At 70.4% G+C, this 11,253-nt stretch carries 14 protein-coding genes and 1 pseudogene; 2 read left to right on the forward strand and 13 right to left on the reverse strand.

Annotated features, from left to right (window positions below; translation table 11 throughout):
- Window positions 1–2 precede the first annotated feature (2 nt).
- The 6 genes from dprA to N415_RS21810 form a co-directional block, all read right to left on the reverse strand.
- Window positions 3–1,130 carry a DNA-processing protein DprA gene (gene dprA / locus N415_RS21785; protein ID WP_068186621.1) on the reverse strand — a complete coding sequence of 376 codons (1,128 nt, stop codon included), beginning with the start codon at window positions 1,128–1,130 and terminating at the stop codon, window positions 3–5.
- Complete coding sequence (locus N415_RS21790) at window positions 1,127–2,638, reverse strand: YifB family Mg chelatase-like AAA ATPase (RefSeq protein WP_068186623.1); 1,512 nt, start codon at window positions 2,636–2,638, stop codon at window positions 1,127–1,129. The genes dprA and N415_RS21790 overlap by 4 nt, the downstream gene beginning before the upstream one ends.
- Window positions 2,638–3,015: a YraN family protein gene (locus N415_RS21795; protein WP_068186625.1), complete on the reverse strand. Its 378-nt coding sequence runs from the start codon at window positions 3,013–3,015 to the stop codon at window positions 2,638–2,640. The genes N415_RS21790 and N415_RS21795 overlap by 1 nt, the downstream gene beginning before the upstream one ends.
- Before the next feature lie 114 nt (window positions 3,016–3,129).
- On the reverse strand, window positions 3,130–3,303 hold the full coding sequence (locus N415_RS21800) for a 5'-phosphate oxidase (RefSeq protein ID WP_068186627.1): 174 nt from the start codon (window positions 3,301–3,303) through the stop codon (window positions 3,130–3,132).
- Window positions 3,304–3,307: 4 nt separating this feature from the next.
- Window positions 3,308–4,123 (reverse strand): formate dehydrogenase accessory sulfurtransferase FdhD, encoded by an 816-nt coding sequence (gene fdhD / locus N415_RS21805; protein WP_068186629.1) that lies wholly within the window; start codon window positions 4,121–4,123, stop codon window positions 3,308–3,310.
- 25 nt (window positions 4,124–4,148) lie between these two features.
- A complete protein-coding gene (locus N415_RS21810) occupies window positions 4,149–5,129 on the reverse strand; it encodes an NAD-dependent epimerase/dehydratase family protein (protein ID WP_068186660.1) in 981 nt (326 codons plus the stop codon).
- 101 nt (window positions 5,130–5,230) lie between these two features.
- Here N415_RS21810 and N415_RS21815 point away from each other — a divergent pair, with 101 nt between their 5' ends.
- Entirely contained in the window at window positions 5,231–5,971 is a 741-nt protein-coding gene (locus N415_RS21815) for a GAF and ANTAR domain-containing protein (protein ID WP_068186631.1), read from the forward strand.
- Between the two features lie 6 nt (window positions 5,972–5,977).
- On the opposite strand, the gene N415_RS21820 is transcribed toward N415_RS21815, so the two are convergent.
- The 4 genes and pseudogenes from N415_RS21820 to rplS form a co-directional block, all read right to left on the reverse strand.
- The gene (locus tag N415_RS21820) at window positions 5,978–6,283 is read right to left on the reverse strand and encodes a DUF2469 domain-containing protein (protein WP_003875077.1); all 306 of its coding nucleotides are present in this window, start codon (window positions 6,281–6,283) and stop codon (window positions 5,978–5,980) included.
- 33 nt (window positions 6,284–6,316) lie between these two features.
- Window positions 6,317–7,061 (reverse strand): annotated as a pseudogene (locus N415_RS21825) (ribonuclease HII); the annotation flags it as partial.
- A gap of 2 nt (window positions 7,062–7,063) precedes the next feature.
- Window positions 7,064–7,924 carry a signal peptidase I gene (gene lepB, locus N415_RS21830; protein ID WP_068186635.1) on the reverse strand — a complete coding sequence of 287 codons (861 nt, stop codon included), beginning with the start codon at window positions 7,922–7,924 and terminating at the stop codon, window positions 7,064–7,066.
- A 57-nt stretch (window positions 7,925–7,981) separates the two neighbouring features.
- A complete protein-coding gene (gene rplS / locus N415_RS21835; protein ID WP_066930268.1) occupies window positions 7,982–8,323 on the reverse strand; it encodes a 50S ribosomal protein L19 in 342 nt (113 codons plus the stop codon).
- 309 nt (window positions 8,324–8,632) lie between these two features.
- On the opposite strand from rplS, the gene N415_RS21840 reads away from it, so the two are divergent.
- A complete protein-coding gene (locus N415_RS21840; protein WP_068186638.1) occupies window positions 8,633–9,589 on the forward strand; it encodes a hypothetical protein in 957 nt (318 codons plus the stop codon).
- 85 nt (window positions 9,590–9,674) lie between these two features.
- Here the strand turns inward: N415_RS21840 and trmD are convergent, their stop codons facing one another.
- The 3 genes from trmD to N415_RS21855 are packed head-to-tail and all read right to left on the reverse strand — an operon-like array spanning window position 9,675 to window position 11,149.
- Entirely contained in the window at window positions 9,675–10,361 is a 687-nt protein-coding gene (gene trmD / locus N415_RS21845; protein ID WP_068113525.1) for a tRNA (guanosine(37)-N1)-methyltransferase TrmD, read from the reverse strand.
- A 17-nt stretch (window positions 10,362–10,378) separates the two neighbouring features.
- On the reverse strand, window positions 10,379–10,894 hold the full coding sequence (gene rimM, locus N415_RS21850; protein WP_068186640.1) for a ribosome maturation factor RimM: 516 nt from the start codon (window positions 10,892–10,894) through the stop codon (window positions 10,379–10,381).
- A gap of 12 nt (window positions 10,895–10,906) precedes the next feature.
- Entirely contained in the window at window positions 10,907–11,149 is a 243-nt protein-coding gene (locus tag N415_RS21855; RefSeq protein ID WP_003878715.1) for an RNA-binding protein, read from the reverse strand.
- Between the last annotated feature and the right edge of the window lie 104 nt (window positions 11,150–11,253).

Raw genomic sequence — 11,253 nt, forward strand, 5'->3', positions numbered from 1 at the left:
ACTCATCGTCGACCGGCGCGGACGATTCGCCAGCGCCCGTCGTCGCGGCGCGCCAAGCCGGCCATCTCGAGCATCGCCAGCGGCCCGAGCACCTGCTCGGGCGCCAGCGCCGACGCGACGGCGATCTCGTCGACCGTGGCGGCGCCGCGACCGGGCAACGCCTCGTACACCTGCCGCTCGGCGTCGCTCAGACCGTCGAGCGCCGTGGTGGGGTGCGGCTCTTCGGGCGCCAGCTCACCGATGTGGCCGACGAGCTCGACGACGTCGTCTGCGCGGGTGACGAGCTGCGCGCCGTTGCGCAGCAGCACGTGACAACCCGCCGACGCCGACGAGGTCACCGGCCCGGGCACCGCGCCCACCACCCGGCCCAGCGCCCGCGCCCAGGCCGCGGTGTTGGCCGCGCCGCTGCGCAGGCCCGCTTCGACCACCACCACCGCCCCGGCGACGGCGGCGACCAGCCGGTTGCGGGTTAGGAAACGGTGCCGGGCCGGGCGGACACCCGGCGGGTATTCGGTGAACAACAGCCCGCTCGAACCGACGCGATGCAGCAGCCCGGAATTGCCTGCGGGATAGGGGATGTCGAGCCCGCCCGCGAGCGCGGCGACGGTGATCCCGTCGCAGTTCAGCGCCGCGCGGTGCGCCGCGCCGTCGATGCCGTAGGCGCCGCCGGAGACCACGGCGACGTCGCGTTCGACCAACCCGGCGGCCAAGTCCGCGGTCACCTGCTCGCCGTACACCGTCGACGCCCTTGTTCCGACCACGGCCGCCGCGCGTTCGGCCACCTCGTCGAGGCGGGCCGGCCCGATCGCCCACAACACCATCGGCGGGCCGCCGCGGGCCCTGACCTCGGCGTTGCCGAAGGCGGCGAAGGCGAGCACCGGCCACTCATCGCAGTCGGGTGTGATCAGCCGGCCGCCGCGCGCCGCGATGAGCTCGAGATCGGCTGCGGCCCGGTCCATTTCGCGCCGGGCCTCGGTGTGGCGGGCCAGGTCGGCGTCGACCGACCCGCGCCGGACCCGGTCCGCGGCCTCCACCGGGCCCACGCGTCGCACCAGCTCGGCGAGCGGCGCGCAGGGTGGTTCGGCCACCCGGGACAGGTAGGCCCACGCCCGCGACACGTGATCGGTCATCGCCGCACCCCCGGTTGCCGGAAACTGAGTGCGGTGGCGACTTCCTCGACGCCCGGCATGGGCCGGCCGGCCAGGTCGGCCAGGCTCCAGGCGACCCGCAGTGTGCGGTCCAGGCCGCGGATGCTGAGCAGCCCACGGTCCAGCGCCTTGCGCAGCGGTTCCATCGCGGCGTTGCTGGGACGGAACTTTCGGCGCAACAGGGTCCCGCTGACTTCGGCGTTGGTGCGGAATCCGTGTGGCCGCCAACGCTCGGCGGCCGCGTCACGCGCCGCCGCAACGCGCCGGCGAACCTGTGCGGTCGATTCGCCATCGGTGACCGAGATCGCCCCGGCGCGCACGGGATTCATCTGCACCCGCAGGTCGACGCGGTCCATCAGCGGCCCGGACAGCTTGCCCAGGTAGCGGCGTTTGGCCGCGGCGGCGCAGACGCAGTCCTGCGGATCGGCCGGGGCGCACGGACACGGGTTGGCGGCCAGCACCAGCTGGAAGCGGGCGGGGTAGCAGGCCACCCCGTCGCGGCGGGCGAGGCGAATCTCGCCGTCCTCCAACGGCGTTCGCAGCGCTTCGAGCGCGCTGACGCTGATCTCGGCGCATTCGTCGAGGAATAAAACGCCGCGATGCGCGCGGCTGACGGCGCCGGGGCGGGCCATCCCCGATCCCCCACCGACGAGCGCCGCGACGCTGGAGCTGTGGTGCGGCGCCACGAATGGCGGCCGGGTGATCAACGGCGTATCCGTCGACAGCAGCCCGGCCACGGAGTGAATCGCGGTGACCTCCAGCGCCTCGCCGTCGGAAAGCGACGGAAGCAGGCCCGGAAGGCGTTGCGCCAGCATCGTTTTGCCCACTCCCGGCGGACCGGTCAACATGAGGTGGTGCGCCCCCGCGGCCGCGACCTCCACCGCGAACCGCGCCTGCGCCTGTCCGACGACGTCGGCCAGATCCGCCGTCGGCTCCGGGTCCGTGGCGCCCGCGCTGATCCTGCCGTCCAGGCCGCCAGAGCCGCCGAGCCAGCCTTTCAGTTGCCGCAGCGTGCGCACACCCCAGACGTCGATCCCGTCGATCAGGCTTGCCTCGGCCAGATTGTCCACCGGGACGACGACGCCCGGCCAGCCGTCGCGTTTGGCGGCCAGCACGGCGGGCAGCACCCCGCGCACCGGCCGCACCCGGCCGTCCAGCGACAGCTCACCCAGCAGCACCGTCTTCTCCAGCCGCTCCCACGGGTGCTTACGCTGCGCGGAAAGCACCGCGGCCGCCAGCGCGAGGTCGTAGACCGATCCCATCTTGGGCAGCGTCGCCGGCGACAGTGCGAGGGTGAGCCGGGCCTGTGGCCAGTCGTCGCCGCAGTTGGTGACCGCCGCGCGGACCCGGTCGCGCGACTCCTGCAGGGCGGCGTCGGGCAGGCCCACCAGGTACACGCCCGGCAGGCCGGAGGTGATGAAGGCCTCGATTTCCACTGTGGCGCCGTCCAATCCGCGCACCGCGACCGAGAACGCCCGTCCCAGCGCCATCAGCCGATTCCCTGCAGGTGGGTGATCTCCGGGGTGCGCTGGCGCCCGACCCGCACGCCGATCATGTCGATGCGCAGCGCCGCCCAGCGCTCGTCCTGGGCGGTTAGCCAGAGCCCGGCCAGCCGGCGCAGCCGCCAGACCTTCCGCGGGGTCACCGCGTAGGCGAGCCCGCCGTAGCCGTCCCCGCTGCGGGTCTTCACCTCGACGAACACCGCGGTGCGGGTGGCGTCGTCGGCGGCGATCACGTCCAGCTCGCCGTAGCGGCAGCGCCAGTTGCGGCCCAGGATCCGCAGGCCCATCCGGGTCAGATAGTCCACGGCGAGCGCCTCGCCCATCGCGCCCAGCTGCACGCGGGTCATTGTCTGTTCGGTCGTCATGGGAGCCACCGTTCCCGGCGGCGCTGACACGCACGGGCCCGGTGGCGGCCTTGGAGCTCAGTGCAGCGGCGGGCTATCCCCAGTCAGGCGTCCATCCACAGCGGCGTACCGCCGCTACCCCCAGTGCGGGGGCACGTCGTTGCCCGGGCAGTCGGCGGACCGGCAGTGCACCTCGCGCACCCGCCTGCCGGTGACCTTGCCGTCACTGTCGTAGGTGTACTCGACCGTGGCTTCGGCCTCGCGCCGGCAGGCGGGGCAGGTCGCCATTTCCGTCTTGAACCGCGACATGGCCCTACCCGATCCGGTCCGCCCGCGTGTAGACGTTCATCGAGTCCTCCCGCAGGAACGCCACCAGCGTGATGCCGGACTCCTCGGCCAGCGACACCGCCAGCGACGACGGCGCCGACACCGCGGCCAGCACGGGAATGCCCGCCAGCACGGCCTTTTGCGTCAACTCGAACGAAGCCCGGCCGCTGACCAGCAGCACGCAGCCCTGCAGCGGAACCCGCCCGTGTTCCAGCGCCCAGCCCACGACCTTGTCGACCGCGTTGTGCCGGCCGATGTCCTCGCGCACCACCAGCGGTGTGCCGTCGGCCGGGAACAACGCCGCCGCGTGCAGCCCACCGGTGCTGTCGAAAACCTTTTGCGCGGAGCGCAATTGGCCCGGCATCGCCTTGAGCGTCGCCGCGGTGACGGTCGCGGGATCCGTGCCGGGCGAGAACCGGCCGATCAACCGCACCGCGTCCAGCGACGCCTTGCCGCACACCCCGCACGACGAGGTGGTGTAGAAGTTGCGGGTGACATCGAGGTCCGGCGGCGCCACCCCCGGAGCCAGCGTCACGTCCAGGACGTTGTAGGTGTTCGGTTCGGTGCGCCCGTCGCAGTAGCGGATGGTCCGGACGTCCTCGCGGCCGCCGATGACCCCCTCGGTGAGCAGAAAGCCTTGCGCCAGTTCGAAATCCGAGCCGGGCGTGCGCATCGTCACTGTGACCGGCGCGCCGTTGACGCGAATCTCCAGCGGCTCCTCGACGGCCAGGGTCTCGGGTCGGGTGACGGCGCGGTCGGCGGTGAGATGCCGCGCGCGTCGGCGCGCCGTTACCTGGCCCACGCGCTCAAAACTACCCTGGCGCCCCTCACACCGCCTCGGCCAGCGCCGCCAGCGTTTCCGCCGACGAGTGGACCGGCCGCCACCCGAGCAGGGTTCGGGCCTTGTCGGTGTCCATCACCACCGACGTCCGCGCGGAGTGCAGCCATTCCAGCATCGACGGGACGAACGGCACCTTGGAAATCGCCGCCGACGCCGCCGAGGCGGCAATCCCGGGAACCCGCACAGGCCGGCCACCGAGCGCCTTGGCCACCTCCGACACCGTCACCACGCCGTCACCCGCGATGTTGTACGCCCCCGGCGGCGCCGGGGCCGTCGCGGCCAGCGCGATCGCCTCCGCGACGTCGTCGTGGTGCACCAGTTGCAGCGGAATCCCCGGATCCGGCACGACCGGCTTCAGGATCGGCGCCACCTTGCTGACGGCGCGCACCGGCGCGGGCAGCTGGTTCCAGGGCATCGCGTCGGCCAAAGCCGTCGCGCGGGGCCCCGCGACGATGCAGGGGCGCAGCACGAACACCTCCAGCGACGAGCCCTTGGTGATGTCGGCGAGCAGCGCCTCGCACTCGGCCTTCTGCGCGGAGTAGTAATGCTCGGCGGTCCCGCGCGTCGGCACGTCCTCGGTCAGCGGGACGGGGTTGTCCGAGTGGTAGCCGTAGGCCGCCACCGACGAGGTGTAGACCAGGCGCCGCGGTCGCTGGGCGGCAACCGTCGCCTCGAACACGTTGCGGGTGCCTTCCAGGTTGACGCGTTGGCTCTCGTCGCGCGAGCCCATGATGATGAACGCCAGGTGGACCACCACGTCCGCCTCGGCCACCAGGGCATCGACGGCCTCCCGGTCGGTGATGTCGCCCTGCTGGTAGATGGTTTTCTGCCAGCCGCACGACACCGGGTCGAACGGGCGGCGCGCCATCCCGATGATCTTCTCCACCGCGGGCTCGCGCTCGAGCGCCGTCACGGCCGAGACGCCGATCTCCCCGGTTGGCCCGGTCACTGCCACTGTCAGTCCCACCCGGGTGAGCTTCCCTTCGGAACCGTCGACCAAACCGCGCTCGCAAAAGTCGCATGCCGATACTCTCGACGAAAAGATCACGAGCGGGAACGGGGCAAAGCGTGGCAGACGACTCGAATTCGACACCGGGCGGGGAGAAGGCCGACCCGGCGACCGTCTTCGCCGCCCTGGCCGAGATCATCTACCAAGGCTCGGACGCCAAGCAGATGTACGCGGCCATCTGCATCGCCGCGACCCTGACCGTGCGCGGCTGTGACCACGCCAGCCTGCTGGTGCGCGACGGCGACCGCTACATCACGGTCGGCGCCAGCGACCAGATCGCGCAGCACATCGACGAGATGGAACGGCGTTCTGGCGACGGCCCGTGCATCGACGCGATCGAGGAGGAGACTCCCCAGATCGAGCCCGACCTGACCACGCCGTCGCTGTGGCCCAAGCTGGCCGCCGTCCTCGTCGAGGAGACACCGGTGCGCGGGGCCATGGGCTTTCGGCTCCTGGTCGACAAGCGCAAGGGGGCCGCGCTCAACCTGTTCAGCGACACTCCCAACGTGTTCGACGCCGAATCCGCGGGCCGGGCGGCGGTGCTGGCGTCGTTCGCCAGCGTGGCCATCAACGCGGTCGCCAAGGGCGAAGACGCCGCGAGCCTACGCCGGGGGCTGATGAGCAACCGCGAGACCGGCAAGGCGGTCGGCATGTTGATGCTGCTGCACGACATGACCGAAGACCAGGCGTTCGACCTGCTGCGCCGGCATTCTCAGGCGCTGAATATCAAGCTGGCCGAGGTGGCGCACGCCGTCATCGAAAACCGCGGCCAATTGCCGGTCAGCGGCGAAACGAGTTAGCCGGGGCTACTCCGGCAGCCGCAACTCGGGCTTCTCGACCTCTTCGATGTTGACGTCCTTGAAGGTGACCACGCGGACCTGCTTGACGAAGCGGGCCGGTCGGTACATGTCCCACACCCACGCGTCGGACAATCGCAGCTCGAAGTAGACCTCGCCGTCGGCGTTGCGCGGCGTCATCTCCACGCTGTTGGCCAGGTAGAAACGCCGCTCGGTTTCCACGACGTAGCTGAACTGGCCGACGATGTCCTTGTATTCGCGGTACAGCGAGAGCTCCATCTCGGTTTCGTACTTTTCGAGATCTTCTGCACTCATCTGCTCAAACGTCCTTCTCCCTGACGTGGGAACCTGGTCCCATCTTTCCTCACCGGTATTCGCCAGGCTCGCCCGGAGGGTCCGGTTTGCACTCCGCCACCACGCGCCCACCGGATCCGCCGGGCCCCGAAGCCACCCGCCGGACGTTGATGAACGAATAGCGGTGCTGGGCGCAGGGGCCGAGCTCGGTGAGCGCCGTCGAATGCGCCGGCGTGCTGTAGCCCTTGTGGTCGGCGAAGCCATAGCCGGGGTGGTCGGCGTCCATCGCGACCATCAGCCGGTCGCGGCTGACTTTGGCCAGCACGCTGGCCGCGGCGATGCACGCCGCCACGGCGTCCCCGCCGACCACCGGCAGCGACGGCATCGGCAGGCCGGGCACACGAAATCCGTCGCTCAGCACGTAGCCCGGGCGCACCGGCAGGCCGGCCACCGCGCGGCGCATGCCCTCGATGTTGGCCACGTGGACGCCGCGCCGGTCGACCTCCTCCGACGGGATGAAGACCACGTGATACGCCAGCGCATACCGCCGGATCAAGGGGAACAGCTTCTCCCGGGCCTTCTCGGTGAGCTTCTTCGAATCATCCAGGGCCGCAAGGCTTTCCAGCCGGCTCGGGCCGAGCACGCAGGCCGCCACCACCAGCGGGCCGGCGCAGGCGCCGCGGCCCACCTCGTCCACCCCGGCGACTGGGCCGAGGCCGCTGCGATACAACGCGGACTCCAGCGTGCGCAATCCGGACGACTTGCGGATGACGGTCCGCGGCGGCCACGTGGTGGCCATGGCTACTGACTCTGCTGGGGGTTCACCGACCCGACGCCACCCCACCGCGACGGCGGCCACACGATGAATTGGGCCTTGCCGATGACGTTGGCTACCGGCACGGTTCCCGAATTCGGGTCACCGGTGCACAGGATGCCCTTGAGGGCTTCGATCGGGACGCTGGTGCAGTGGGCGCGGGAATCCGCCGAGTGAGTCCGGTTGTCCCCCATCACCCACAGCCGCCCCGGCGGGACGGCGACGGGCCCGAACTCGCTGCCCAGGCACGGGTACTTCGACGGGTCGGCCATCATCGTGGTCGGATCCAGATACGGCTCCTTGAGCGGCTTGCCGTCGACGGTCAACCCCGTCTCGGCCCGGCACTGCACGGTCTGCCCGCCCACCGCGATCACCCGCTTGACCAGGTCATTCTCGTCGGGCGGCACGAAGCCGATGAACGACAGCGCGTTCTGCGCCCAGCGCAGCGCGGTGTTGTTCGAGCGGATCGACTTGTAGCCGGCGTTCCACGACGGCGGCCCCTTGAAGACGATCACGTCGCCGGGCCGCGGCTGGCCGAACCGGTAACTCAGCTTGTCGACCATGATCCGGTCGCCGACGCAGCCCGTGCACCCGTGCAGCGTGGGCTCCATGGATTCCGACGGAATCAGGTAGGGGCGGGCGATGAACGTCAGCATGACGTAGTAGAGGACCACGGCGATCACCGCGAGCAGCGCGAGCTCGCGCAGCGTGGACTTCTTCTTGCGCCCCGACTCGGCCGCTTCGGGTTCCGAGGCTTCGGAGGGCGTGTCGGGGTCGGCGGTGGAGACCTTCGGCTCTGGCTGACCAGCGTCGGACTGGCGCTCGGGTGAGTCCGGGGTATCGGTCACGAGATCAGCGTAGCCAGCACGGTTCGTGGCCGCAGACCTGCTCCGAACCGGGCCCGGTCAGCGCTTTTCCTTGATCTTGGCCTTCTTGCCGCGGAGTTCGCGCAGGTAGTACAGCTTGGCGCGGCGGACGTCGCCACGGGTCACCACCTCGATGTGGTCGATGTTCGGCGAATGCACCGGGAAGGTCCGCTCGACGCCTACGCCGTAGCTCTCCTTGCGCACGGTGAACGTCTCGCGGATGCCTCCGCCCTGTCGGCGGATCACCACGCCCTTGAACACCTGGATACGCTCCTTGGCGCCCTCGATGACCTTGACGTGCACGTTGATGGTGTCGCCCGGGCTAAAGGCCGGGATGTCGTCGCGCAGCGACGTCTGGTCGACGAAGTCCAGCCGGTTCATCCTACGAACACTCTTCCTTGCGGTCGCGGCCTGCGACGGCTGCCCACACGCGGGCGTGGGGCGGTCATCAAGCCGATGGTTTTCGGGCTTTTAGTGCGCATCTCGCAGCCGCCGGGAAGCGCCCGGCGCGCTAGTGGGTTCGAGACAACTGAACAATTGTGCCAGACGGCCCGCGTGCATTGAAAATCACAGGTAAACCATGCGGTTCAAAACGCGCCAAAGGCGCTGGTGAATGGTACACATGACTCGGGCCGAAATGGCCCGGCCACGTGCAGGTTTAACGTCCCAGGACGCCAAGGAGACCGACACATGCGTACCCGCCCGCTCGCCGTGCTCGCCGCCGTGGCGGCGGTGACGCTGGTGCTGGCCGGGTGCGACGAGGCGTTGGTTGAGCCGCAAAGCCTGGGAAAGCCGTCCGCCGGACCCGCGCACAGCGAGCCGGTTCGGCAGTCCCAGGTGCAGCCCGAGACGGTTCAGCTGCTGCTGGACACCGTGCCGATGCACGGGCCGCCGCAGGCGCTGTCCGGCACGGTGTTCGGCGGCCTGCCCGCGCGGATCCAGCAGGCCATCGACGAGGCCGCCGGCGCCGGGGCCACGCTGTCGGTCGCCGTCCTGGATCGCAAGACGCATGAGCTGGTGTCCAACGGCAACAGCCAGATCATCGGCACCGCGTCGGTGGCCAAGCTCTTCATCGCCGACGACCTGTTGCTGGCGGAGTCCCAGGGCAGGGCCGCCCTGTCCCCCGGGGACCGCCAGGCGCTGGACGTCATGTTGCAGTCGTCCGACGACGGCGCCGCCGAGAAGTTCTGGGGCCAGGGCGGCGGCGACAACATCATCACCCAGGTCGCGAGCCGATACGGCCTGTCGTCCACCACCCCGCCGAGCGACGGGCGTTGGTGGAACACGATGAGCTCGCTGACCGACCTGATTCACTACTACGACGCGCTGCTCGACGGCACGGGCGGGCTGCCGAAGTCGCGGGCCAGCGTCATCGTCAACGATCTGGCCCGGTCCACCCCGACCGGCGCCGACGGCTACCCGCAGCGGTTCGGCATCCCCGACGGCCTGTTCGCCGAGCCGGTGGCGGTCAAGCAGGGCTGGATGTGCTGCATCGGCGCCGACTGGGTGCACCTATCGACCGGGGTGATCGGCGCCGACCACCGCTACGTGATGGTGGTCCAGTCGCTGCAGCCGTCCGACGACGCCACGGCGCGGCAGACGATCACCCAGGCCGTCAAGACGATATTTCCCAACGGCCGCATCTAGCGGCGGCCCGTTCACGGCGCGAGCAGACGCAGAATCGCACGAATCCGGCTCCGCGAGTGCGATTCTGCGTCTGCTCGCCAAGCCACTAGCCCAATAGGTCCGGGCGGCGCTCGCGGGTGCGCCGCAGGGAAACCTCGCGGCGCCACGCCGCGATCCGCGCATGATCGCCGGACAGCAGGACCTCGGGGACGTCCAGCCCGCGCCAGCTCGGCGGCCTGGTATAGCTGGGCCCTTCGAGCAGCCGGTCCAGGGCGGGCGAGTGCGAATCATCCTGCAGCGACGCGGGATTGCCCAGCACCCCGGTGAGCAGCCTGAGCACCGCTTCGATCATCACCACGGCCGCCGATTCCCCGCCCGGCAGCACGTAGTCCCCGATCGAGACCTCCTCGACCCGCATCCGCCGCGCGGCGTCGTCGATGACCCGCTGGTCGATGCCCTCGTAACGTCCGCACGCGAACACCAGGTGCTTCTCGGTGCTCCAGCGCTGGGCGGTCGCCTGCGTGAACAATGCGCCCGCCGGGGTCGGAACCACCAAAAGCGTTTCACCCGAACAAGTCTCGTCCAGCGCCTCGCCCCAGACCGGGGCCTTCATCACCATCCCGGGGCCGCCGCCGTACGGCGCGTCGTCCACCGAGTGGTGGACGTCGTAGGTCCACCGGCGCAGGTCGTGCACGTGCAGGTCGACCAGCCCGGACGCAATCGCCTTGCCTGGCAACGACTGTCGCAGCGGATCCAGATAGGCCGGGAAGATCGTGATGACATCTATTCGCATTGGGGCGCACCTGCTCCCTACAGTTCCAGCAGGCCCTCGGGCGGATCGATCTCAATCAGCCTGTCGTCCAACGAGACCGACGTGACGATTGCGCTGACGAACGGCACCAGGAGCTCGCCGGAATCCCGGCGCACCGCCAGCAGCTCACCCGCCGCGGTGTGCAACACCTCGGCGACGACGCCGACCTCCAGCCCCGAAATGGTCCGGACGACAAGGCCTTCGAGCTGGTGGTCGTAGTAGGTGTCCGGCTCGTCGATCGGCGGCAGCTCGTCGGAGTCCACGACGAACAGGCTGCCCCGCAGCGCGTCGGCAGCGTCGCGGTCGTGCACGCCGGCCAATCGCACCAGCAGCCGTCCACCGTGCTCGCGGGCCTGGTCGACGACGACGCTGCGCTCCTCGCCGCTACGGGAGTTCTTGGCGCGCAACGTATTACCCGGAGCGAACCGTGCCGCGGGATCGTCCGTGCGGACTTCCACCACCACCTCGCCGCCGATGCCGTGCGCCTTGACCACGCGCCCGACCGTTAACTCCAAGGGAGCGCTCCGCTACTGGTCGGTGTCCACCACGTCGACGCGGATGCCGCGGCCGCCGATACCGGCGACCAGCGTGCGCAACGCGGTCGCGGTGCGTCCGCCGCGACCGATCACCTTGCCCAGGTCGTCGGGGTGAACGTGCACCTCCACGGTGCGCCCACGCCGACTGGTGACCATGTCCACCCGGACGTCGTCGGGATTGTCGACGATCCCGCGGACCAGGTGCTCGACAGCGTCAACGACGACGGTGCTCACCGCGGTCAGCCTTCGGTCGGTGCGTCGGCAGGCGCGGCTTCAGCGGCCGGCTCGGCGGGGGCTTCGGCGGCGGGCTCGGCAGCCGGCTCGGCGGCGGGCTCGGC

The organism is Mycobacterium sp. UM_CSW (assembly GCF_000455205.1).
Lineage (GTDB): Bacteria > Actinomycetota > Actinomycetes > Mycobacteriales > Mycobacteriaceae > Mycobacterium.